General features: G+C 33.3%; 26 protein-coding genes and 1 other annotated feature. Of the genes, 4 read left to right on the top strand and 22 right to left on the bottom strand.

Annotated elements, in window-relative coordinates; all coding sequences use genetic code 11:
- The first annotated feature begins 127 nt into the window (after positions 1-127).
- The gene (locus ACLRVU_RS03990) at positions 128-643 is read left to right on the top strand and encodes a hypothetical protein (protein ID WP_147549817.1); all 516 of its coding nucleotides are present in this window, start codon (positions 128-130) and stop codon (positions 641-643) included.
- Between the two features lie 36 nt (positions 644-679).
- On the opposite strand, the gene ACLRVU_RS03985 is transcribed toward ACLRVU_RS03990, so the two are convergent.
- The 4 genes from ACLRVU_RS03985 to ACLRVU_RS03970 all read right to left on the bottom strand — a co-directional run bounded on the left by ACLRVU_RS03985 (position 680) and on the right by ACLRVU_RS03970 (position 3670).
- Entirely contained in the window at positions 680-1369 is a 690-nt protein-coding gene (locus ACLRVU_RS03985) for a radical SAM protein (RefSeq protein WP_147549820.1), read from the bottom strand.
- On the bottom strand, positions 1348-1911 hold the full coding sequence (locus ACLRVU_RS03980) for an ECF transporter S component (RefSeq protein ID WP_147549822.1): 564 nt from the start codon (positions 1909-1911) through the stop codon (positions 1348-1350). The genes ACLRVU_RS03985 and ACLRVU_RS03980 overlap by 22 nt, the downstream gene beginning before the upstream one ends.
- 142 nt (positions 1912-2053) lie before the next feature.
- On the bottom strand, positions 2054-3019 hold the full coding sequence (locus tag ACLRVU_RS03975) for a helix-turn-helix domain-containing protein (protein ID WP_147549825.1): 966 nt from the start codon (positions 3017-3019) through the stop codon (positions 2054-2056).
- Positions 3020-3115: 96 nt separating this feature from the next.
- Positions 3116-3670: a molybdenum cofactor guanylyltransferase gene (locus ACLRVU_RS03970; protein ID WP_147549828.1), complete on the bottom strand. Its 555-nt coding sequence runs from the start codon at positions 3668-3670 to the stop codon at positions 3116-3118.
- Positions 3671-3779: 109 nt separating this feature from the next.
- Between ACLRVU_RS03970 and ACLRVU_RS03965 the strand changes: the two genes are divergently transcribed.
- Positions 3780-4571: an HAD family hydrolase gene (locus tag ACLRVU_RS03965; protein ID WP_412890787.1), complete on the top strand. Its 792-nt coding sequence runs from the start codon at positions 3780-3782 to the stop codon at positions 4569-4571.
- A gap of 1 nt (position 4572) precedes the next feature.
- A complete protein-coding gene (locus ACLRVU_RS03960; protein WP_412890786.1) occupies positions 4573-5145 on the top strand; it encodes a hypothetical protein in 573 nt (190 codons plus the stop codon).
- A 13-nt stretch (positions 5146-5158) separates the two neighbouring features.
- On the opposite strand, the gene ACLRVU_RS03955 is transcribed toward ACLRVU_RS03960, so the two are convergent.
- The 9 genes from ACLRVU_RS03955 to metG form a co-directional block, all read right to left on the bottom strand.
- Complete coding sequence (locus tag ACLRVU_RS03955; protein WP_147549836.1) at positions 5159-6118, bottom strand: ABC transporter permease; 960 nt, start codon at positions 6116-6118, stop codon at positions 5159-5161.
- On the bottom strand, positions 6118-7194 hold the full coding sequence (locus tag ACLRVU_RS03950) for an ABC transporter permease (RefSeq protein ID WP_147549839.1): 1077 nt from the start codon (positions 7192-7194) through the stop codon (positions 6118-6120). Before ACLRVU_RS03950 ends, ACLRVU_RS03955 begins: the two co-directional genes overlap by 1 nt.
- The gene (locus tag ACLRVU_RS03945) at positions 7184-8716 is read right to left on the bottom strand and encodes an ABC transporter ATP-binding protein (RefSeq protein ID WP_412890785.1); all 1533 of its coding nucleotides are present in this window, start codon (positions 8714-8716) and stop codon (positions 7184-7186) included. Before ACLRVU_RS03945 ends, ACLRVU_RS03950 begins: the two co-directional genes overlap by 11 nt.
- A 73-nt stretch (positions 8717-8789) precedes the next feature.
- Complete coding sequence (locus ACLRVU_RS03940) at positions 8790-9851, bottom strand: BMP family ABC transporter substrate-binding protein (RefSeq protein ID WP_147549845.1); 1062 nt, start codon at positions 9849-9851, stop codon at positions 8790-8792.
- Positions 9852-10085: 234 nt separating this feature from the next.
- Entirely contained in the window at positions 10086-10868 is a 783-nt protein-coding gene (locus ACLRVU_RS03935) for an ABC transporter ATP-binding protein (protein ID WP_147549848.1), read from the bottom strand.
- The gene (locus ACLRVU_RS03930; RefSeq protein WP_412890784.1) at positions 10868-12283 is read right to left on the bottom strand and encodes an FtsX-like permease family protein; all 1416 of its coding nucleotides are present in this window, start codon (positions 12281-12283) and stop codon (positions 10868-10870) included. The genes ACLRVU_RS03935 and ACLRVU_RS03930 overlap by 1 nt, the downstream gene beginning before the upstream one ends.
- Positions 12284-12356: 73 nt before the next feature.
- Positions 12357-12803: an ABC transporter ATP-binding protein gene (locus tag ACLRVU_RS03925; protein ID WP_412890783.1), complete on the bottom strand. Its 447-nt coding sequence runs from the start codon at positions 12801-12803 to the stop codon at positions 12357-12359.
- A gap of 7 nt (positions 12804-12810) precedes the next feature.
- On the bottom strand, positions 12811-13344 hold the full coding sequence (locus ACLRVU_RS03920) for a DUF5662 family protein (RefSeq protein WP_412890782.1): 534 nt from the start codon (positions 13342-13344) through the stop codon (positions 12811-12813).
- A 53-nt stretch (positions 13345-13397) separates the two neighbouring features.
- The gene (gene metG, locus ACLRVU_RS03915; protein ID WP_147549854.1) at positions 13398-15341 is read right to left on the bottom strand and encodes a methionine--tRNA ligase; all 1944 of its coding nucleotides are present in this window, start codon (positions 15339-15341) and stop codon (positions 13398-13400) included.
- Between the two features lie 37 nt (positions 15342-15378).
- Positions 15379-15578, bottom strand: a binding site (T-box leader).
- A gap of 146 nt (positions 15579-15724) precedes the next feature.
- On the opposite strand from metG, the gene ACLRVU_RS03910 reads away from it, so the two are divergent.
- The gene (locus tag ACLRVU_RS03910) at positions 15725-16519 is read left to right on the top strand and encodes a PHP domain-containing protein (RefSeq protein WP_412890781.1); all 795 of its coding nucleotides are present in this window, start codon (positions 15725-15727) and stop codon (positions 16517-16519) included.
- A 136-nt stretch (positions 16520-16655) separates the two neighbouring features.
- On the opposite strand, the gene ACLRVU_RS03905 is transcribed toward ACLRVU_RS03910, so the two are convergent.
- The 9 genes from ACLRVU_RS03905 to ACLRVU_RS03865 form a co-directional block, all read right to left on the bottom strand.
- Positions 16656-17348: a LytTR family DNA-binding domain-containing protein gene (locus ACLRVU_RS03905; protein ID WP_147549860.1), complete on the bottom strand. Its 693-nt coding sequence runs from the start codon at positions 17346-17348 to the stop codon at positions 16656-16658.
- Positions 17349-17445: 97 nt separating this feature from the next.
- A complete protein-coding gene (rsmI, locus tag ACLRVU_RS03900) occupies positions 17446-18288 on the bottom strand; it encodes a 16S rRNA (cytidine(1402)-2'-O)-methyltransferase (RefSeq protein ID WP_147549863.1) in 843 nt (280 codons plus the stop codon).
- Positions 18281-19018: a tRNA1(Val) (adenine(37)-N6)-methyltransferase gene (locus ACLRVU_RS03895; RefSeq protein WP_147549866.1), complete on the bottom strand. Its 738-nt coding sequence runs from the start codon at positions 19016-19018 to the stop codon at positions 18281-18283. Before ACLRVU_RS03895 ends, rsmI begins: the two co-directional genes overlap by 8 nt.
- A gap of 4 nt (positions 19019-19022) precedes the next feature.
- Positions 19023-19832, bottom strand: coding sequence for a stage 0 sporulation family protein (locus ACLRVU_RS03890; protein ID WP_147549869.1), 810 nt, complete (start codon positions 19830-19832; stop codon positions 19023-19025).
- Between the two features lie 12 nt (positions 19833-19844).
- A complete protein-coding gene (locus ACLRVU_RS03885) occupies positions 19845-20795 on the bottom strand; it encodes a hypothetical protein (protein WP_412890780.1) in 951 nt (316 codons plus the stop codon).
- Positions 20792-21418: a dTMP kinase gene (gene tmk / locus ACLRVU_RS03880; protein WP_147549875.1), complete on the bottom strand. Its 627-nt coding sequence runs from the start codon at positions 21416-21418 to the stop codon at positions 20792-20794. The genes ACLRVU_RS03885 and tmk overlap by 4 nt, the downstream gene beginning before the upstream one ends.
- Before the next feature lie 52 nt (positions 21419-21470).
- Positions 21471-21656, bottom strand: a complete 186-nt coding sequence (locus ACLRVU_RS03875; protein WP_041140286.1) for a pro-sigmaK processing inhibitor BofA family protein — start codon at positions 21654-21656, stop codon at positions 21471-21473.
- Between the two features lie 47 nt (positions 21657-21703).
- Positions 21704-22297, bottom strand: coding sequence for a recombination mediator RecR (gene recR, locus ACLRVU_RS03870; protein ID WP_412890779.1), 594 nt, complete (start codon positions 22295-22297; stop codon positions 21704-21706).
- A complete protein-coding gene (locus ACLRVU_RS03865; protein ID WP_147549881.1) occupies positions 22297-22605 on the bottom strand; it encodes a YbaB/EbfC family nucleoid-associated protein in 309 nt (102 codons plus the stop codon). Before ACLRVU_RS03865 ends, recR begins: the two co-directional genes overlap by 1 nt.
- Between the last annotated feature and the right edge of the window lies 1 nt (position 22606).

The following is a 22606-nucleotide window of genomic DNA, read 5'->3' as shown; positions in this document are numbered from 1 at the left end:
AAAATTGCGGTTATTTTACATAAAAGGCACTAATAATAGTAAAATTATATCATTTTTTTATAAAAAATATAGGATTTATTCAAAATATTTTGTATAATGGATGATAGGTATTGAAAGGAAGGTTTTTATGGATAATTTAGGAAATATTGGAAATATACTTAACCAAGTCATTCCTTTTGTGATTATGGCCTTTTTGGTTTATTTCTCATTAGTTGTTTGGTCATGTATCATTGGAACTATAAAACAAAGACGCCAAGACAACAGTTTAGAGCCTTGCATGTCGAAAGCCGGGAATATTATTTACGGCATTGCATCTGTTCTATATATCATACTGTGGGGATTCTCAATTTATTATTTTGTTATCCTACTGAATATTAAATCAGGGATTATTACAGCCCTGGGAGCATTTAACGGGATTACCATCTATACATTGGTATATGCTATGTTTATTCAGGATTTCATTCACGTTGGACGTAAAAAACTAATTATGGGAAATCGTTTATTTGAATATCGTCGAATGAAAAAAATTGCCTATCCAAAAAAACATAAAGCAAGTTTTATCTATGGACAAAAAGAATATATCTTTTCTACACGTTTCGTAGATGTTACAAAATTAAAAAAACATCTGACAAAAGTAAAATAGGCTATAACGAGCAAATATCGTTATAACCTTTTTTATTTAGTCTCCTACTCCAAAATCTGTTGGCTCATATAAAAAATCATAGCGTGGATCGTCCTTAAGATATGCATATTGATGCATGAACCATTCCACTAATCCATCGTCTCTTTTAATTGAGGTTGTGTTATTGCGGTAGATACTGATCGTACCATGATTAAAATTAGCTTGGAGGATATCCATATCTCTCTTTATCATTTCCTGTGTCTGCCCCTGAATGCCAACCATTAAACAAGGAGAATCAAAATATTGTTTTAGTTCTTCAATAGATGTAAAAGCTGCATTCTTATTTAAAACATGATTACGGAAATGTTCATCGAATGTTTCTACCCCAATTTTACATATCACACGAATTCCAAAGTAATCTTTCATTTCTTTTACTTTTTGATGATACAGCCAGTGACTTTCAAAAAATAAAGTATGAATTTTTTTATCTTTAATAATCTCTTTGATCCTTTGCAGTGTTTCTTTTGGCAATTCAAAAATACTGGCAGAATCAATCACCTCTAAAACACCATATTTTCCGGTCACCTGATCTAATACTTCATTGTTGATCTTCAGCATTTCTTCATTGCATGTAGAATTATCTTCAATATAATCACAAAAGCTGCATTTCGACCAGATACATGGTTGAGCTTTAAGCAAGACAATTTCTCTTTTTATTTTATCGGTTATTTCGCTGTAGCGTTCCATTTTATCCCCCACTTTTCTTTTAGTTTTCCTTTTTCAATAACGAGCTTCGCTATAAAATAAGCGATCGCTTTATCGGTGCAGTCGGTGATGACTTGAACAAGCAGGACACTGACGACTAAATGAAGTCCAGCTTTATTTAATAATAAAGCAAAGATGCCGCTGCTTGAAGATGTGATACCACCAAATAATCCGGCAGTGATCATGGCACTCGCTAAAGAAGTCGGTAATCCGATCATCATTATTCCTAATGGCATCCTTTTTCCTTTCAGCCAATGGGCATGGTATAAAATGCCGGCAAAGAACCCTGTCAGCAGCTGTGTTGGTGCATAGTAAAAGGAATACATATCAAATAATATACCACTTGTAAGGCTTCCTAAAACCCCTGTAATCATGGCATATTTAGGACCTAATAAAAGAGCGGCTAAAAGTGTCCCGATGGAATCCATATAAAAGGGAATAGATAAACTCATTGCGATGTAAGCCCCTACCACATTCAGCATGATTCCTACAGTAATAACAATTTGTACTTTAAATTTTTTCATTTTTGTTCCTTTCTTTAAGGAAACAAAAAACATGCCTAAAGAAAGCATGTTTATGCGTTTATCCTTAGTATTTTTATACTGGGTGGCTATCGAACCAGTGTCATTTAATTCTTTAAAACAATAGCATATTTTTAACAAATAATCAACCCTTGTTGATTATCCCATCTAAGATACCAAAAATAGGAAAGACCATCCAACCCGGATGCCATAACCCAAATCCAAATCCTAATAGAAAGAAGACAATAACTGAGCTTTCTGCGATTGGATAACGTTTATGATGTTTATGAGATACGGTAAAATCACTGTAGCTGTCTGATTCAATGCTTTCACTGCGTGTCACTAAACGATAAGTGTCTAATTCCATTCCGGCTGTAATGAAAAGATAGACAGAGAATCCTAGCAGAATCATCATGATTCCTGCGCCTAAATTTTCGTGGTTTAATAATTCTTCCCCTATAATTGTAAAGGCAACCCCGGCTAAGATAGAGAAAACTCCAAAGGCAATCTTTTTAGCGAAACGCGCCTTGATTTCTGAAAATTCTGCCATGAAATAACTATGATCACTGGCATTCATCACAAAGTCGGGTTTCGGGATCTGGGAGAAGTTGATTCCTGCCAAGATAATCAAACCTACTCCAATGCCAATAAAAATCATCATCAGTGCTGCTGCCAGATTTTCCATGAATTCTAATGTGATTGGTAATACTACACTTGCGATTATAATCATAACCCCTATTCCGATTTTACTGGCAAAGCGATGCCGCAGTTCAATATAATCTTCTACCTCTGTAATATCTGTAAATTCCATTGCTTCTTTTGGTGTCGGACGTATTTTTTCATCTTCAAATTCATTCTCACTTGATATAACTGGTTCCACTTCAATCACTTCTGGTACTGTATCCATAATATCATCCTGTGTTTTCACAAGATAATCTAATGTGACATCAAATAAATTACTGATTTGAATCAATTTATCTAATTCGGGATATCCATCCCCAGTTTCCCATTTACTTACTGCCTGTCGAGATACGCCTAACTGATCAGCCAGCTGTTCTTGAGAGAATCCCTTGCTTTTTCTTAAATTCTGTAGTTTTGTCCCAAAATTCATTCTACTCACCTCTCCTTTATTATACAGTCCTGCTGATAAAATACTATCAAGTTCAGTTTGCGTTTACGCAACTTAAAGTTGCATCACTGTATTTAACTATTTATTGTATTCAAATTGATTCAATAAAAGCTGATAATCTTCCTGTGTTTTTATATTTAATAATGTCAAATCCGTATTGTAATACGTATGCGGTAAAACTTCACATAATTCTGTCATAGAATAAAGTCTATCATTGATTCGCTGTTCGATGGCAGTCATCGCAGATCTTTTAAATACAGCAACTAAAGGTTCCACTTTGCCGCTGTTTCTTAAAACGATACATTCTTTTTCTTTGATATTTTCTAACATGGCTTTATAGATAGCAATAGGAAGCATTGGCTTATCACAGGGCATTATACAGTAATAATCGCATTCAGATAGCAACATACATTGATAAATTCCTTCAATTGGTCCAATATTATCTCTTTGATCATAAGTAATCTGATAGCCATTGATTGACTCATTTGCAGATATGTAAATCTCATCTGTAATTTCTTTTGCTTTATTAACTATAAAATCAATCATTCGCTGATTGTTGAGCATCAATTCATGTTTGGGATAATTCATACGTGTCGATTTCCCACCGGCTAATATAATAAATCCTGTTGTCATGTTATGTTCCTCCTATGATAATATATTATCATGGTAATGAAAATAAACAAACGAAAAGTTGTTTTTATTTATACTTCATAGTAAAATAAAAGCACTTAGGGGGTTGTTTATGATCAAATTAATAGCGACAGATATGGATGGAACTTTTTTAGATTCTACCAAGAACTTTGATATTGAATTTATCAAAACATATCAGCATCTGCGTCAAAGGGGAATAAAATTTGTTATTGCGAGTGGTAATCAGTATCAGCGCTTGTTTCAAAAATTCTTGCCTATGAGCTTAGATATGGTATTTATTGCCGAAAACGGAAGCTATATTGCCGAAGGATCAAATGAATTATATACTAACACCGTAAATCCTATAGACGCTAAAAAGATATGTGAAATCTTTGAGCAGCATCCGGAGGTCTTTATTGTCCTCTGTGGAAAAAAGACAGCTTATATCAAAAATGCTAATAAAGATTATGAAGAGATGATTAAGCTTCATTATTGTGCATTTCAATTTGTGGATGCATTTGATACTCTTTATGATGAGGATATTTTAAAGATAGCGGTTTACGATCCTAATGCAGATATTAAACTGTTTTTAGAGAAGATCAAAGATCAGCTGCCGGAGAGTGTAAAAGTCGTTACTTCCGGAAATATGTGGATGGATATTCAAAATAAAAGCATTAATAAAGGAATTGCGATGAAATATTTGCAGGATTTATATCAAATCAAGCCGGAAGAATGTATGGCTTTTGGTGATCAAATGAATGATTATGAATTGCTTTTGAGTGTGAAATACGGCTTTGCAATGGAGAATGCCGTTGATCCTATTAAAGACATTGCTTATGATGTATGCCTCGATAATGAAAATCAAGGCGTAATCAAGAAGATCAATGAGTATTTAGGTATTTAATATGGAACTTCAATTATTAGAGACGAAAGTCATTGAATCTATCTTTCATCATCATATCGTCAAGGATTTTCCCGCAGCAGAAACACGTCCGTTAAAGAATATGCTTCAGCTTTATCATTCGCAGCATTATAGAGGCTATGGCTTATATGACCATGATGAATTATTAGGCTATGCTTTCTTTGCCGGTGACCAAACTCAGCAGGTGTTATTATTAGATTACTTCGCTATTGTTGAAAACAAACGCAGTTTTGGCTATGGCAGTCAGTTTCTTCAATTACTGAAAAAACAAATGCAGGGAAATTTAATCATCGCTGAAGTAGAAAGTGTAGAGAGTACAAAGAATAGTGAAGAAAGACAGCTCCGTCACAGACGTATTCAGTTTTACTTAAGAAACAGCTTTACAAAAAGTTCATTGAACTGCCGCTTGTTTGGTGTAGACTATTCCCTTCTTTATTTATTCGATCAGCAAGTTGATGATAATGCCCTTTATGAATATATCAAAGCATTATATCATTCCATCTTTAATCCTATTATTTATAAATTATTTGTGAAATTAAAAAGAGGCGTAAAATAGCGCCCCTTTTCATTTATCGTTTTGCCTTATCGTAAGGTTCACCTGCCGCTCTTGGACCGGTTGAATTCTTAGATGTAAATGTCAGCAGCAATAATGTTGCGACATAAGGTAATAATTTAAATACAATATTAGGAATTCCTAAACTTAATAAGAATGGGATTCCGGAATAAGCATTGGCAATCGTTTTGGTAAATCCAAAGAAGAATGCCGCTACTCCGATTTTCCATGGTGTCCATTGTCCAAAGATCAATACTGCTAAAGCTAAGAAACCGTAACCACTGACATTGCTTGCATATTCTGTACTGATTGGAATAATATAGATTAATCCACCTAATCCGGCTAACAGTCCGGAAATAAAGACACCGGCATATCTTATTTTATAAACATTGATTCCAGCCGCATCGACTGCTTGCGGGTTTTCTCCGCTGGCTCTTAATCTTAGTCCGAATCTTGTCTTATATAAGATGAAAGAAGCTAAGAATAAGATTCCAATCCCTAAATACGTTGTAATATAGGCTTGTTTAAACAAGAGATCCCCGATAACCGGAATTTTTGATAAAATAGGAACTTCTGTGATTCTAAACTGATTTTCAAAACGAATGTTCTGTGTCGTTTGAACCATCTTTGCGATAAAGATTCCTAAAGCAGGGGCAAACAGGTTTAATGCTGTCCCGCTGATGGTCTGATCAGCTTTCATATTGATGGAGGCAAAGGCATGCAGTAAGGAGAAGAGTCCACCGCTTAAAGCCGCAATGATCAATGCGATAATCAATAAACTTTGTCCTGAAAGAACACCGTTTTGCTGCATAATATTAATAAAGAAAATGCTGGTGAAAGCACCAAAAATCATGATCCCTTCCAAAGCGATATTAACAACACCGCTTCGTTCAGAGAACATTCCTCCAACAGCGACAACTAATAGAGGAATCGAAAATAATAAGGTTTGTCTAAATAAGAAATAGATAATATCCATTATTCTTTACCTCCTACTAGTTTTCTGCTTCTTCGTCTATTCATAATTTGTTTGATAACTAATGCAAACGAACTGAAATAAATGATTGAAGCAATGATAATATCAATTATTTCAACGGCAATATTACATGACTGCATGTAGTTTCCGCCAACATTGATATATGAGATAAATAATGACGAGGCAACAACACCCAATGGATTGCTGAAACCTAATAAGGCAACCGGAATACCGTTAAATCCTTCCGGTGCCAGTGTTTCTACAATCGCTAATGTTTTCCCGGTTCCAGCTAGATAAGTCAACGCTCCGCCTACTCCGGCAAAGAATCCGGAAATAGCCATCGATAAGATAATACATTTCTTTTCACTCATACCAGCATAGCGGCTTCCGTCAGGGTTATATCCACAGGCTTTTAATTCAAACCCAAAAGTCGTTTTGTTTAAAATTATATACGCTAAGATACATAGTCCTACAGCGATAAAAAAGCCAATATTGACGCTTGCGCCATTAAATAATTTATCTAGTCCTAATCTAGGCAATGCTTTTTCTAAAGGAACAGAGTAAGATTCTGCTCCGGCAGCATTGTAGATCGTTGATTTTACTAATTCGATGACAGCTAACATTCCAATGTAGTTCATCATAATACATGAAATAACGACGTTTACATTTTTAAATGCTTTTAAGATTCCCGGAATAACTGCCCAAATCGCACCGGCAATCCCAGCTCCCAATACTGCCGCAATCCATAACATTGAATTAGGAATAAAAGTACATTTCAATGAAATAAAGACAGCGGTAAATGCTCCCACGATGAATTGTCCCGGTGTTCCGATATTAAAGAGTCCACATTTGAATGCAAAAGCAACAGACAGACCGGTCATCATAATCGGTGTGGAATTATAGAGAACGAGACCTAAACTTTTAATTCCACGATAAAATCCACCTTGCAGCAGGATTGAAAATGCACGAACAGCTTGATTCGGATTAGCGATAAAGATAATAATCAAACCAAACAGCAGACCTAAACAGATGGCAAAAATGGAAGAAATAAATGAGTTTAAAGCTTCTTTATTTTTCATATCCTGCACCTCGCTTTGATCCGGCCATATATAGACCTAATTCTTGTTCTGAAGTTGTTGCCGGATCAAGATCAGCGACGATCTCACCTTCGTACATAACTAAGATACGATCACTGACATTCATCACTTCATCTAATTCCAATGACACAAGCAATACCGCTTTTCCGGCATTTCGTTGTTCAACTAACTGCTTATGAATATATTCGATTGCCCCAACATCTAAGCCACGTGTTGGCTGAACAGCAATCAATAAATCTGAATTACTGTCAATTTCTCTGGCAATAATAGCCTTTTGCTGATTTCCCCCGGACATACCACGGACAATTGATTTTTCCTGCTGTCCTGAACGAATATCAAACTTTTCGATTAAACGTTTAGCGTCTTCATTCATCACATCAAACTTAATAAAGCCTAAATGCTGATGCTTTTGATCAAAGTAATTTTTAAGAATTAAGTTTTGTGCCAATGTATAATCGAGGATTAATCCATGCTTATGACGGTCTTCAGGAATATGAGCCATTCCCGCTAAACTACGTTCACGAATTCCCATATGGGTAATCTCTTTATTATTTAAAGTAATTTTCCCTTGATGGATTGGCATCATTCCTGACAGAGCATAGACTAATTCTGATTGACCATTGCCGTCAATTCCGGCGATACAGACGATTTCTCCGCCTTTAACATTGAAACTGACATTATGTACCAATTCTTTATGCGCATGTTTTGGTTTTACTGTCAATCCCTCTACATTTAAAATCACATCTTTTAAATGCTGTTCACCCTTTTCAACAACGAAGTTTACCTTACGTCCGACCATCATTTCTGACATCTGTTCAGTTGTTACAGCCTGCACATTGACGGTATCAATATATTTTCCTTTTCTTAACACAGTGCAGCGATCGGCTACCGCTTTAATCTCGTTTAATTTATGGGTAATGAAAATAATTGATTTTCCTTCTTTGATCAAATTTTTCATGATATGCATTAATTCTTCAATTTCCTGCGGAGTTAATACTGCCGTCGGTTCATCAAAGATTAATACTTCATTTTCACGATAAAGCATTTTTAAGATTTCAACACGCTGCTGCATCCCTACTGTGATATCACTGATTAACGCATCAGGATCGACATTTAAATGATACTGCTTAGACAGTTCCAACAATTTTTTTCGTGCTTTATCTTTCTTTAACAGTCCTTTGCTTGTTTCTTCTACACCTAAAATAATATTTTCTAAAACGGTAAAATTATGTACTAATTTAAAATGCTGGTGAACCATTCCGATTGCATAGCGGTTAGCATCGTTTGGATCACTTATTTTAACTGCTTTTCCATTAATTTTGATTTCACCCTGATCTGGTTGATATAAGCCGAAAAGAATACTCATTAAAGTAGATTTACCGGCTCCGTTTTCTCCCAGCAAAGCGTGAATCTCGCCCTTTTTTAACTGTAAGGTGATATTGTCATTCGCTCGAATACCGGGGAAATCTTTGGTAATATTCAACATCTCAATCGCATATTCCATGTCATCACTTCCTTTACATTATTATTATACACGAAAAAACGAGCGATTTTATCTCAACTCGTTTTATTCTTCATTATTTGCTTACATCCATCACTGTAACAAATTCATTATTTAAAGTTGTTGGATCTGTTCCAACTTCTTCATCATTAAGGATTTTAACTTCACCAGATTTAACTTTTTCAAATATTGCTTCATAATCTGCTTTTGTAAATTGTTTAAATCTTGAGAAATCATCTGGTAATCCAACATATCCACCGGCAGCTGTTAAAGTATCCACTTTACCACCTTCAAAAGTAGGATTGTCAGCAAAGATTTTTCCTAATTGGTCATATACAGTGTTGTAAACACCTTTCATAGCTGAAGTAATTACTGTTTCTGATGCATCTTTTTGGTCTGAGTCAACTCCGATAGATTTAGCATTTGCTTCCTGAGCAGCTGAGAATACTGAAAGACAGATTGATCCACCGCAAGCGAAGATAACTTCTGTTCCATCTTGATACCAAGCTGAAGATAATGTTTTTATTTCAGGTGATTCATTAAATGATCCTGTGTAGTTATATTTAATTTCAACTTGAACATTCATTTCTTTCGCAGCATCGCTGGCACCTTGAATAAATCCATAACCGAAACGAATAACTGCCGGTAATTTCATACCACCCATGAAACCTAATTTTGTATACCCATCTTTAACTGCCGCATAACCAGCTAAGTATCCCGGTTCTTGTTCAGCGTATAAAGCAGCATATACATTGCTTTCAATTTTGTCACCACTTGGTGTTGCATCAATCATAATAAATTTTACATCCGGATACTGTGATTGTTTTTCCTGCATTGCATCTGAAAATTTATATCCAGGTGTTACGATAACTTTTGCTCCGTTATCTACTGCTTCATCAATTGAATCACTGTACCCTGCTGTATCGAAGTTTGCTGGTTTATAATATTTCTTAGTCAGCTTATTTTCATCAGCAAATTTTTCCACGGCTTCCCAAGCACTTTGGTTAAATGACTTATCATTAATATTTCCGGCATCTGTAATCAAGGCAATTTCATATCCACTCTTTGAATCACCACCTGATCCACAACCCGTTAATACTAGCGATAAAGCAAGTAAAGACGCTAATAATTTTTTCATCAACTATTTCCTCCTTTTTCTTTTATCCATCTAAATGTTAGCATTAATCTGTCGAAAATTAAAGTAATTTTAACGATAATTTAACATAAATTTCAAAAGTTAAAATATTTTGTATACAATCTAAATTATTTCGGAATAGACGTAATTTTTTACTTATAATAAATTATTTTTAAGTATTGTAAACACAAAAAAATGGATAAGCTTCCTATCCATTTTAGTATTTATCAATTTAACTTAATTATTCTTAAAGAACATCTTTATATAATCACCTGCATTAATATTTACAATTTCATTAAAATAATCCTGCTGTGATTTGTTTTTTCTTTCCAGTATTTTTTGTATTTTACCATCATGTACATAGACTAAACGTTTTGAATAACTGGCAATCATTGGATCATGGGTAACGATCAGCAATGTTTTTCCTTCTTCATTCAATTGTTTAAAAATAGACATTAATTCATGTGAATTTTTGCTATCCAAATTTCCTGTCGGTTCATCGGCAACAATTAGTTTTGGTGAAGTGATCAAAGCACGGCAAATTGAAATACGCTGTCTTTCTCCACCTGAACAATGATCTGTACTATGGGATAATAAATGTGAGATATTTAATTTTTCAGCTATTTCTTTGACTTTTTGATCAATTATATTTGGGTCCACTTTCGCTAAAATTAAAGGTGCTGCGATATTATCATAAACATTCATACTGTCAATCAGATTGTTCGACTGAAATACATAACCGAGGTTTTCATAACGGTATTCAGAAATAACACGGCTGGTCATTGCCAAAACATTTTCTCCATTGATAAAGACTTTACCGGAAGTAGGTTTATCCAATGTCGATAAACAGTTGATCAGTGTTGTTTTTCCGGAACCACTGGGACCCATAATACACACAAAGTCTTCTTCATCAATCGCTAAATTAATATGATCTAATGCAATCGTTTCATCAGACATTCCCTGATTATAAATTTTGGTTAAATTTTCTGCTTCTAAAATATAATCTTTTATAAATTTCATTATGATTCCCTCCCAGTATATTCCTTTCTAAACACAATTAAAGTCAATGCAAAAGCAACCATGAAGATCACAATATAGCTAATGATCATAATTATCATTATGACAGTCGATAATCCTCCAAAAACATAGCTTTTATAAATTTGTACCGCAATTGAGATCAATGGCAAAACAGAAGCAATCAGAAAATGATAAATAACTTCTCTATTTATAATCTTTTTAATAAGATCTTGATTATATCCCATCACAGACAGTGATTTAAATTCACTTTCTCTTGAATGAATATAGACAACATTTTTAAAATACAAACATCCCGCTAAAATGATTTCCAAAACGACATAACCGATTAATGCTACCATTCGGTAGAGATTTTCCCCTAAAGAAAAACTAATGATTGACACTACGCTTGGTAATACAGCAACAATCATCACAAGAGGAACTAATGAATCTTTAAGCATTAGCTGAAGATCATTCAATACTACAAATCTTACCGGGCTCTTATTCATAAAACCGCCATGTGCTTTTCCTATGAAATAAGGAATAGCAAATGATACGATCATCGCTAAAGCAAAGCTATTGATATAACAATACATCGCAAAATTACCACTAGTGAAATCGTTAATAATCATTAATACTAAAGTAACAAAATAAGCGATGATAGATACTAATGTAATGAGCAGTGGTTTCTTTCCTGCTTCACTCTCTTGTTTCAATTTACGTTCTTCTATCGTTTCATTAATTGACTTTGTTAAGATTTCCTGTCTCGCTTTTGGATCCATTCCAATCATTCCAAAAGAAGCAAAAGACATTTTAATGGATGCTCCGCCACCATATTTAACGATATCCATCATCTGTTTATTTTTCTTTTTATCTGTATGGTTAATAATTTCAATAATCTCATTTCGATAAGTAAAGCCAATATTAATGATAATAATATATCCGATCTTCGTTAAAACAAAAATCATCGTTTCAATAAGCCCTGTCAGATTATACTGAAAGATATTCATTCCTATATCATATTGATGCGCTATGAAGGAATAAAGAACAGGCAGGATCAATGCACCCAATATGAACCCGATCGGTATAACAATTATAAAAATAACTAAATATTGAAGTAATAAGTATTTACTGATATCTAATAAGTTTCTTCCACATAAATACAACAATCCTAATTCTTTTCGCTTATAGTCAATATACTGTGAATTGACATAGAACGTAATAAAAAAACTGAATGTGATGATCATCAAGGATAAAATACTCATACTTATTCTTTCGGTTGCCGGCATTCTGGTGATCAGCTGATGATTTACCAACTCAAAAAAGATAAATTCAACTGTTGTCAAAATGAGCATCGTTATTGCGAAAGAGAAGTATTTTCGTTTTTCCTTTGACATTACCTTCAAAGAAAATTTAAACATATAATCGCCTCCCGTGGTACCCCTTACTTAAATTGTATCACATTATTAATATTATTCAATATAATTATTTTTATTATTTTATTATATTAATTATTTGTCTATCTTTCACAATAATGGTGCAATCAGTATACTGAGCAGCTTCTTTTGAATGTGTCACCATAATAATAGTTTGATGATTCATTTTATTTATTTTTTGTAATAATTTCATGGTATCGTCTCCTGTTTTGCTATCCGGATTTCCTGTTGGTTCATCGGCAAACAAGATTTCCGGCTGTCTAATTAGAGCTTGGGCAATCGCTACTCGCTGCTGCTGTCCTCCGGATAATTCACGAGGTGTATGCTTACGTCTTTTGGTGAGTCCCACTACTTCTAAAATATGATTTAATTGCTGTTTGTAGTCTTTCATTTTCTTTCCATCTAATAATAATGGCAGCATAATATTCTCTTCTACATTTAAATTGGGGATAAGATTATAGAATTGAAATATAAAGCCAATCTTGCGGCGACGGAACTGACTCATTTGATTATCATTTATTTCTTAATATTTCTTTTCGAATATAGTCAATCGTTTGATCCAGTCCTTTTTCTTTTAATCGTACAAAAAGCGATTCAATTAATTGCATTGTATTGGGATGCATTAAATAATAACCGGCTTTATTATTTAGAAAGTATTCTAAAGGATAGCCATCATGATAATTTTCTTTTGCATATACCTGACTAGCTACAACCCGATCACAGAACATTTCTATCACATAAGGAATTTCCATTTCTACGCCTTGAAATTCTCCTTGAATGGAATCAATCCAGTATTCAAAATGATGTTTATTTCTGCCTTTATGATGAAGCCATCCTCTTGAATATCCGATTACTTCTTTTTCACGGCTGATCGGTGAACGATAACCTTGATAAAAGCGAACTCCGGGAATAAATTCGGTTAAAGAGTATTTAGACAAATCATGCAGCAAGCCTTGTTTATATAAGCCACAGCGAAAACATAATGCCATAACCTTGAATTTATGTATTGTAATGGTTTTAAAATGTCCTAAAAAATTGTTTAACATAATAACTCTCCTTTATAAAAAAGTGCTTACAGCTTTCTGTAAACACTTACCCATTATTTAATTCTTGTTCCGTTAGGCAGATCTTTCACTAATGTAACTAAATCCAATTCATCAGAAGTTGATCCTGCCAAAATCATTCCCTGAGATTCAACCCCTCTTAATTTAGCCGGTTTTAGATTGCTGACAACGATTACTTTTTTTCCAACCATTTGTTCCGGTGTAAAGAACTGAGCAATACCGCTGACAATCTGACGTGTTTCTTTCCCAATATTAATTTGTGACACTAACAAGCGGTCTGCACTTGGATGTTTTTCACATGCTTCAACAGTTCCTACTGTTAATTCAATCTTATTGAAATCATCAATTGTGATTTGAGGAACTTCATCTTTCTTTAATTCTTTTACCTCAACTGTTTTTGGTGTTAAAGCTTCTATTTTCTTTTCAATTTCTTTAGCATCAATACGTGCAAACAGCATTTCCGGATGTGCGGTTACTTTTGTTCCGCTTGCATACTGACCAAATTGATTTAACGATTCTAAAGAGTCTACTTGTGTATTCAACTGTTCTAAAATCTTTTTGGCGGTTGAAGGCAGAAATGCTTTTAAGCATACTGCACTGAAACGAATGCTTTCACATAGATTATATAATACTGTCGCTAAACGATCTTTCTGACTTTCATCTTTAGCTAATGCCCAAGGCATTGTTTCATCAATGTATTTATTCGTTCTTCTTAACAATTTAAAGATTTCATCAATAGCATCTGCTACTCTTAGTTCATCCATCTTCGAAACAACTTTTTCTTTTGTTTCTAAAGCAACCTGAATTAACTCCTGATCGACAGGCTCATTGATTCCTTTATTTTCTACTATTCCATCAAAGTATTTATTTGACATTGCAATCGTACGATTGACTAAATTTCCTAATACGTTAGCTAGATCAGAGTTTACTCTTTCAATCAGTAAATCCCAAGTAATATTTCCATCATTATCAAATGGGATTTCATGAAGAACAAAATAACGTACAGCATCTACGCCAAATAAATCTACTAGATCATCTGCATAGATCACATTTCCTTTTGATTTTGACATCTTCCCGCCACCTTGCAGCAGCCAAGGATGACCGAATACTTGTTTAGGTAATGGTAAATCTAATGCCATTAACATAATTGGCCAATAAATTGTATGAAAACGAATAATATCTTTTCCGATTAAATGTAAATCTGCCGGCCAGAATTTTTTAAATAATTCTCCATGATTTCCATCAACATCATATCCTAAACCAGTAATATAATTCGTTAAAGCATCAATCCATACATATACGACATGCTTTGGATTAAACGGCACTTGAATAGACCATTTAAATGTTGTACGGCTCACACAAAGATCCTGTAATCCCGGTAATAAGAAGTTATTCATCATTTCATTCTTTCTTGATACCGGCTGAATGAATTCAGGATGTGTATTGATATGTTCGATTAAGCGATCTGCATATTTTGATAACTTAAAGAAATAAGCTTCTTCTTTTGCAGGCTTTACCGGTCTTCCACAGTCCGGACACATACCGTCAACTAACTGGCTTTCAGTAAAGAAAGCTTCACAGTCTGTACAGTATAATCCTTCGTATTCACTTAAATAAATATCCCCTTGTTCATAGAGCTTGGTAAATATCTTTTGTACCTGCTGTTCATGGTATTCATCTGTTGTTCTCATAAAGCGATCATAAGATGTATCCATCAAGTCCCAAATACGTTTTATTTCCCCGGCAATACCATCAACAAATTGCTTAGGATCAATTCCTGCTGCTTCTGCTTTCAGTTCAATCTTTTGTCCATGTTCATCCGTTCCTGTTTGAAAACGAACATTATAGCCTTCTTCTCTTTTAAAACGGGCAATCGCATCAGCTAAAATAATTTCATATGTATTCCCAATATGCGGTTTTCCGGAAGTATAAGCAATGGCCGTTGTAATATAATAATCTTTATCTGTTTTTTGACACATAATAATTCCTCCTTTAATAAATAAAAAAACGCCCTTAACAAAGGACGAAATAATCGCGGTACCACCTTTTTTCGTATATGACTATACGCTCTTGAATCCTTAACGCGGAAGACGTGATTTCTAATTATTCAAAATCAATGCTCCTGGACCATCTTCATTCACACATCATTATCGGGTTCCACCATTTCCGACTCTCTATCAACTAGTGATCACTACTCTTCCATTCTCTGCATATACTATTACAATAACAACTCATTTTGATTTTGTCAATATATTCTTACTTTATTGATAATATGCCCTATATTTCTAAATTTATGCTTTTATTTATACACTTGCAATTCATTAAATTAAGTTTAAAATGAAAAACAAGGGAGGAAATGAAAATGATTGACGGACATGTTCATATAGAGAAAAGTCCATATACGATAGAGTATATTATGGAATATGTAAAGCAGGCACAAGCAAGAGGAATTGATGAAATTAACCTTTTAGAACATACGCATCGCTTTATCGAATGGAAAGAATTATACGATTCTGCACGAAATGCGCATCCTAAAATGAAGGAATGGCTGGATAATAAAAATACGATCTCTATTCAAGATTATTTTAAATTCATTGCCAAAGTTAAAGCAATGGATCTGCCGGTAAAGTTGAACTTTGGGTTAGAGGTCTGCTACTTTAAAGATAAAGAAGATTTTATAAAAGAACAGCTGGCTTTATTCCCCTATGATTTTGTCATTGGCAGTATTCACTATGTCTATGACATTGCTTATGATCTCGACAATATTTCCCAAGCAATATTATGGGATGTTAAAGATGTAGATGATATCTATCGGACCTACTATAAAGATACGGAGCATTTAATTTGTTCAGGATTATTTAGTCAGCTGGCACATATGGACACGATTAAAAAATATAATTTATACCCAAGTTATGATTTAACAAAGACATATCATCATATTGCTGAAATGCTTAAAAAGCAGGATATGAAGACAGAATGTAATGTTGGCTGTTATTATCGTTATCATCATCATGATTTAGGGCTTAGTGATGAGTTGCTGGAAATCCTAAAAGAACATCAAGTGGACATTATACCATGCAGTGATGCTCATCAGCCAAGTGATGTAGGGATTCACTTTAATGAAGTACAAAAACGATTATATGATAAAAGACCATGATTATGTATTGACCTCTAATCGTTAGATTTTTGGATCTAACTTTTGAGACCACATCATCTTCATGGTCTTTTTCCTCCCCTCTAGAATAGTTATGAGTTTAGGATTTGCTTACATATCTATCATAATCAAATTGTTTCTATCTTTGTTTCAATTTGTTTAAAGTGCCTGTTTTTTTGTCTAAATTAAGATGGTTAGAGATTTTAAATCTTCTTTTTATTTTCTTAAAAGTCAGTTCTGCAATATGGTCATAAGTTATTTTATTGACATAATCTAAGTTTAAAATAACCGATCGGTTAATACGTAAAAATCGATAATCCATTATTTTTAAAATATCGGTCAACCGATAGTTAATCAAATATTCTTGTCCATAGATTGTCTGCATCATCAAATGACGATTTTTCATTTCAAAGTATAAAATCTCATTATACCGATAAGATTCTATTCCGTCCTCTGTTTTAAAATAGCACCCAAACGTCTGCATGACCATCGCCAGATATGTTTTAAACTGTTGGTTAAAGGAATCTAGTTGATCATACGTTAAATATCCCAAAACATTATAGCCTATCGCCTTATAACAAGAATTAAGATTTTGTGAAATATAAATATAATAGGTATTCCGCCATTTTTCCTGACTCTTAAACTGATCAGGAATACTCCCGTATTCATCGATATCTACAACCAAAAATAAGTATTTCATTCGTTCTTTTTGTATTCTTTCTTGTTTCCATTCATGGTGAATATAAAGGTTGCGATAAATACATTTTCTTATTTCTTTTTTTATCGTTTCAGCAAGATCATTATTGCTGCACAAGATCATAATATTAATCATTTAATTTCTCCTAATTTTAAATTGGAGATAAATGTGAAATTTCTTTATTACTCTAACATAGTTTAATCTTTAAATAAAGAAAAAAGGCATCTGCCTTTTAATCTATATGATATGATTTATAAACTTCATTTTTAGAAAGATTTCTTTCTTTTGCTACTTTCTTGATTGCTTCCTTAGAGGTTAATCCTTCATTCATATAAACCTCTATTTGTTCATTAATATCTAAATCAAAAGTTTGTTCAATAATTTCTTTACTGCCCTCTACAACAATTACCATTTCACCTTTAAGACTATCACATACTTCTAATACTTCACTGATCTTTCCACGGATAATTTCCTCATGTCTCTTTGTAAGTTCACGACATAGCGCGATAGGACGATCTCCTAAATATTCAAGCATCAGTGTTAATGTTTTATTTATACGGTGAGGGGATTCATAAAAAACAATGGTTTCACGATAATCCTTTAATGAAGTTAATTCCTTCTTTTTAGTTTTATCGCTATGATTTAAAAAACCATAAAATAAGAAGGGCTGAGGACAGATACCGGAAACTACCAAAGCATTAAGACAGGCATTAGCTCCACTGACAGAAACGACATTATAGCCTTTTTCAATCACTTTCATGACTAATTCATAACCAGGATCAGAGATTGCCGGATAGCCAGCATCACTGACTAAGGCAATATTGGCATCTTCCAGTAATTCCAATATTTTATATGAAGAAGCTTCAATGTTGTGTTCATGATGAGAGATCAGTTTTTTCTTAATGTTGAAGTGATTCAGCAACTTAATCGTATTACGTGTATCTTCTGCAGCAATATAATCGACTTCATTTAAAATATTAACGGCACGATAGGTCATCTCATCTAAATTACCAATTGGCGTCGCTACTAAATATAAAGTTGATTTTTCATTTTCAAAACTTTTTTGTCTAATCATCGAACTTTTCTCCAAATATTTTTCTTATTTCTTTCGTATAATCTCCATTTTCTTCATGGGCATAAATAGGCGGAAGGATTTTTAATCCTGTATTTCCTTTATATATTGCTTCAACTAATACCGTATTGCATTCTTTTCCTACTTTTGGATAGACTAGCTGCATTCTTTTTGGTTCAAGGTCATATTTTTTCATTAATGTAATAATTTCAATCAGTCGATCCGGACGATGAACAATCGCAAATCGACCTTTTTGATTCAAGATACGACTGGCATTTTGAACAATTTCTTCCAAAGTAATCATAATTTCATGACGGGCAATCTTTAAATACTCGCTTTCATTTAAATTACTTCTTTCTCCCAATTTAAAAAACGGAGGATTGCAGACCACCAAATCAGCTCCGACATCTTTTTGACAATACTCTTTAATATCAGAATGAACAATCTTGACTTGCTCTGTTAAGTTATTAAGCTCAATATTTTTTTCTGCAAGCAAACAGGCTTCCTCTTGAATTTCAACTGCGGTAATCGGACAGTCTGTTCTTAAAGATAGAAACAATGGAATAGCAGCATTATTGGTACCAAAATCAATGATATGACGGCAATTTTTATTGATTGTACAAAAATTGGCTAATAAAACAGTATCCAAAGAAAAGTTAAACATGTCCTTTCTTTGGATAATTTTGAACTGTTCATGAGCCAATAAATAATTTAATACTTCATTTTCTTCCATCATATTATTGTTTTGGCTTTACCTGTTTAATTTCACTTAAATCAACAAACAGAATATTGCCGTTATCTTCAATTTTTATTTGCTTATTCAAAATGTTAATTCCTAATACTTTATATGTATGATCATTATAAATAACGCGACTGCCAATTTTAGGAAAATGCTTTTTTGCTTCGCTGTATGCTTCATCTTCATATTTTAAACAGCACATCAAACGTCCGCAGGCTCCTGATATTTTTTCGATATTGATTGCCAACATCTGATTTTTTGCCATATTGATAGACACTCCATCAAATTCGCCGAGGAAAGAAGAACAGCATAATGGTAAACCGCAAGTTCCCAGTCCCCCCACCAGTTTAGCTTTATCACGAGGACCAATCTGTCTTAATTCAATACGACATCTAAAAATGCTCGCTAATTCCTTTAATAATTCCCTAAAGTCTACACGTTCTTCTGAGGTATACATAAAAATAACCTTTGATGCATCATGAGTATACTCACAGTGAATCAGATTCATATCTAGTTTATGCTTTTTAACGACCTTCTTGCAGACTGCCAAAGCATCTAAGGCATTTACTTCATTTACTTTTTCTTTTTCAAGATCTTCTTTTGTCGCAATACGGATGATCGGTTTTAATTCCATATCTAAATTAAATTCAGATAATTCTTTCATATCCGTTACCACTTCCCCAAGTTCTAAACCACGAGCTGTTTCCACAATAACAGCATCTAATTTTTTTAATGGGACATGCGTAGAAAAATAATAAACCTTTCCTACACTTTTAAAGCGGACTCCAACTATTTTTTTTTCTTCCATAGGATCCTCCTTTTAAATACTATAGACTAAACGATCAATGATCAAAGCAATATTCGCATTATAGCTTAAATCATTTTTAATCGTTAATATATTTTCAATTTTTTCTATCAATGCTTCATCTTCATCCTGACAGTTTAAGATAAAATCATGATCACAAAAAATTTGATCGATATGATTATTTTTATTTAAAACATCTTTAAAACCTAAAACAATTAAATCTAAAAACAAAGCTATACTATCACGATCTTTAAATTTTTTCAAAAGATTTGTCTGAACGTTCAACGCTAAATTCTCTTTTTTAAAATAATAATCTTCAATAAAGTTTAAAGCTTCAATGATTAAATCATTAAAAGAATCATTTTTAGACAGTTCTAACATTTGTACAGATGAAGAACTAATATGCGTGAGTATATTCGCCTTTTCTTCTGTTGTTCCCTGTTCTATAAGATTATCTTTCATTAACCCCATGTTTAATGGTTTTAATCGAAAGATCTGACAGCGTGAAACAATCGTCGGCAATACACGATTAATATTTTCACATGTAAAAACAGCATAAATGCCTTCTACCGGTTCTTCTAATATTTTTAAAAGGCTGTTGATTGCTTCTGGTGTAGAGTTTTCAATAGATTCGATAACATAAATCTTTCCATGTCCTTCTACAGACGTTTTCAGCAACTTGCTTTGAATCGCTTCTATGGCACCTTTTTTAATCGGTTCTTCTTTACCATTATAATGAATCATATCAATATAGCTGTTTTCACTTACCTGCTGACAAATACGACATTGATTACAACATAATAATTCGTCTTGACACAAGAGTGATTTAACTAAAAATTCAGCATACTGATAAGCATCATGTCCTTCAATCAAATAAGCATGATTACGTTTATTTTGTTTAAATTCATTATAAATTGTTTGATAGAAGATTGGCTGTTCTAATTTTATTTGCTCAATTGTTTTCATTTTAAATGATCCTCAATTAAATCCATAACATTGTTTTTGACTTCTTCAATAGATTTTGAAGCATCAATACAAATAATACGCTCTTTAAAGCGTTCTACTACTTCCATATATCCATCATAAACTTTCTGATGAAAAGTAAGATCTTCCAAATCTAAGCGATCTAATGTTCTCTTATCATCTTTCTTGGTTCTTTCTAATCCCAATTTTGGATCAATATCAAAAAAGATAGTAAAATCAGGCATGATTCCTTCAATGGCAAACAGATTCATTTCATAAACTTTATCAATGCCAATGCCTCTCCCTACTCCCTGATAAACAAGGGAGCTGTCAACAAAACGATCACAAATCACAATTTTATTTTCTTTTAAAGCCGGCAGTACCTTTTCAATAAGATGCTGACGTCTTGCTGCAGCATATAATAAAGCTTCTGTTCTTTCATCCATGGCAGTATTTTTGGGATCCAATATAATCTTACGAATCTGTTCAGCAATTTCTATGCCTCCCGGTTCTCTCGTTAAAACAACATCGATCCCTTTATTCTTTAATGCTTCTGCGACTAAGGCTGCGATGGTTGTCTTTCCACTTCCATCCGGTCCTTCAAACGTTATAAATAATCCTGCCACAAAATACACACCCTTTCTATTTTACTATATTATAGCGAATTTCTCATTCTTTTTAAAGGAAAGTTTTAATAATTATAGCGACAATAAACCCAGGGATTCCCAAAACAGTAATCATGGCTACATTAAAGATATTTAAAGGTAAGCTAAAGTTATATTTCATTGCAATAGAATTAAATAGCATAATTAAGACAGTTGAAAGGATAAAACGAATAATATATTTATTTACATTTTTAAGCATAAAAAACACCCCATATTCATTCATATGAGGTATTTATTTTATTAAGACTAAATTTTTCTTCTTCCTTCAAATGATTTTAGTAAGGTCAGTTCATCTGCATAATCTAAGTTACTTCCAATCGGCAGTCCATTAGCAATACGAGTTACATTAACATTTTTATTACTTAATAGTTTAGATAAGTATAAGGCTGTCGTTTCCCCATTACGCGTAGGATTCGTGGCAATGATTACTTCCTGTACATTTTCTAAGCGATTTAGTAAGCTTATAATATTAAGATCTTCGATCATAACACCATCCATGATGGAAACAACACCATGCAAAACATGATAAAGACCCTTGTACTCTTTCATTTTTTCCATCGCATATATGTCTTTAGGTGTTTCGACAACGCAAATCATTGAAGTATCACGAGCTTGATCTTTGCAGATCTCACACAAATCATCTTCACAGATATTCCCGCACTGTTTGCAGTAATGAATATTTTCCTTTACTGCCGTAAGTGCTTTGGCGAAATGTTCTGTATCATTCTCTTTCATTGATAAAACATGGTAAGCAAGCCTTTCAGCATTTTTATTTCCAATTCCCGGAAGCTGCTTAAAGCAGTCGATCAATTGCTGAAAACTTTCTGGATATTGAAGCATTAAAATAATCCTGACATATTGGCTCCGCCAGTTGCAGCGTCAATTGCCTTTTCTCTTTCATCACGCACTTTTTTTACAGTTTCATTGATTGTAATCATTAAGAGATCTTCTAATACTTCTTTACCATCTTTATCTAACAATTCCTCATCAATAGTTAAAGATGTAATTTTAAGATTACCATCAATCACACCTTTGATTGCTCCATCTGCACTTTGAAACTCTACTTCTTTTTCATCATACTCTTTTTTAATTTTATCTAATTTTTTCTGCATCACTTGTGCTTGTTTCATTAATTGATTAAAGTTCATA

This window comes from Beduini sp. (assembly GCF_047239305.1).
Taxonomy (GTDB): Bacteria; Bacillota_I; Bacilli_A; order Erysipelotrichales; family Coprobacillaceae; genus Beduini.
The sequence above is the reverse complement of the archived record's forward strand: the minus strand, read 5'-3'. Positions and strand labels throughout refer to the sequence as shown.

What these genes read in the sequence shown, in the direction of transcription:
- ACLRVU_RS03990 (WP_147549817.1), top strand. Translation starts at nt 128, where the DNA reads ATGGATAATTTAGGAAATATTGGAAATATACTTAACCAAGTCATTCCT.
- ACLRVU_RS03985 (WP_147549820.1), bottom strand. Translation starts at nt 1,369, where the DNA reads ATGGAACGCTACAGCGAAATAACCGATAAAATAAAAAGAGAAATTGTC.
- ACLRVU_RS03980 (WP_147549822.1), bottom strand. Translation starts at nt 1,911, where the DNA reads ATGAAAAAATTTAAAGTACAAATTGTTATTACTGTAGGAATCATGCTG.
- ACLRVU_RS03975 (WP_147549825.1), bottom strand. Translation starts at nt 3,019, where the DNA reads ATGAATTTTGGGACAAAACTACAGAATTTAAGAAAAAGCAAGGGATTC.
- ACLRVU_RS03970 (WP_147549828.1), bottom strand. Translation starts at nt 3,670, where the DNA reads ATGACAACAGGATTTATTATATTAGCCGGTGGGAAATCGACACGTATG.
- ACLRVU_RS03965 (WP_412890787.1), top strand. Translation starts at nt 3,780, where the DNA reads ATGATCAAATTAATAGCGACAGATATGGATGGAACTTTTTTAGATTCT.
- ACLRVU_RS03960 (WP_412890786.1), top strand. Translation starts at nt 4,573, where the DNA reads ATGGAACTTCAATTATTAGAGACGAAAGTCATTGAATCTATCTTTCAT.
- ACLRVU_RS03955 (WP_147549836.1), bottom strand. Translation starts at nt 6,118, where the DNA reads ATGGATATTATCTATTTCTTATTTAGACAAACCTTATTATTTTCGATT.
- ACLRVU_RS03950 (WP_147549839.1), bottom strand. Translation starts at nt 7,194, where the DNA reads ATGAAAAATAAAGAAGCTTTAAACTCATTTATTTCTTCCATTTTTGCC.
- ACLRVU_RS03945 (WP_412890785.1), bottom strand. Translation starts at nt 8,716, where the DNA reads ATGGAATATGCGATTGAGATGTTGAATATTACCAAAGATTTCCCCGGT.
- ACLRVU_RS03940 (WP_147549845.1), bottom strand. Translation starts at nt 9,851, where the DNA reads ATGAAAAAATTATTAGCGTCTTTACTTGCTTTATCGCTAGTATTAACG.
- ACLRVU_RS03935 (WP_147549848.1), bottom strand. Translation starts at nt 10,868, where the DNA reads ATGAAATTTATAAAAGATTATATTTTAGAAGCAGAAAATTTAACCAAA.
- ACLRVU_RS03930 (WP_412890784.1), bottom strand. Translation starts at nt 12,283, where the DNA reads ATGTTTAAATTTTCTTTGAAGGTAATGTCAAAGGAAAAACGAAAATAC.
- ACLRVU_RS03925 (WP_412890783.1), bottom strand. Translation starts at nt 12,803, where the DNA reads ATGAGTCAGTTCCGTCGCCGCAAGATTGGCTTTATATTTCAATTCTAT.
- ACLRVU_RS03920 (WP_412890782.1), bottom strand. Translation starts at nt 13,344, where the DNA reads ATGTTAAACAATTTTTTAGGACATTTTAAAACCATTACAATACATAAA.
- metG (WP_147549854.1), bottom strand. Translation starts at nt 15,341, where the DNA reads ATGTGTCAAAAAACAGATAAAGATTATTATATTACAACGGCCATTGCT.
- ACLRVU_RS03910 (WP_412890781.1), top strand. Translation starts at nt 15,725, where the DNA reads ATGATTGACGGACATGTTCATATAGAGAAAAGTCCATATACGATAGAG.
- ACLRVU_RS03905 (WP_147549860.1), bottom strand. Translation starts at nt 17,348, where the DNA reads ATGATTAATATTATGATCTTGTGCAGCAATAATGATCTTGCTGAAACG.
- rsmI (WP_147549863.1), bottom strand. Translation starts at nt 18,288, where the DNA reads ATGATTAGACAAAAAAGTTTTGAAAATGAAAAATCAACTTTATATTTA.
- ACLRVU_RS03895 (WP_147549866.1), bottom strand. Translation starts at nt 19,018, where the DNA reads ATGGAAGAAAATGAAGTATTAAATTATTTATTGGCTCATGAACAGTTC.
- ACLRVU_RS03890 (WP_147549869.1), bottom strand. Translation starts at nt 19,832, where the DNA reads ATGGAAGAAAAAAAAATAGTTGGAGTCCGCTTTAAAAGTGTAGGAAAG.
- ACLRVU_RS03885 (WP_412890780.1), bottom strand. Translation starts at nt 20,795, where the DNA reads ATGAAAACAATTGAGCAAATAAAATTAGAACAGCCAATCTTCTATCAA.
- ACLRVU_RS03875 (WP_041140286.1), bottom strand. Translation starts at nt 21,656, where the DNA reads ATGCTTAAAAATGTAAATAAATATATTATTCGTTTTATCCTTTCAACT.
- recR (WP_412890779.1), bottom strand. Translation starts at nt 22,297, where the DNA reads ATGCTTCAATATCCAGAAAGTTTTCAGCAATTGATCGACTGCTTTAAG.
- ACLRVU_RS03865 (WP_147549881.1), bottom strand. Translation starts at nt 22,605, where the DNA reads ATGAACTTTAATCAATTAATGAAACAAGCACAAGTGATGCAGAAAAAA.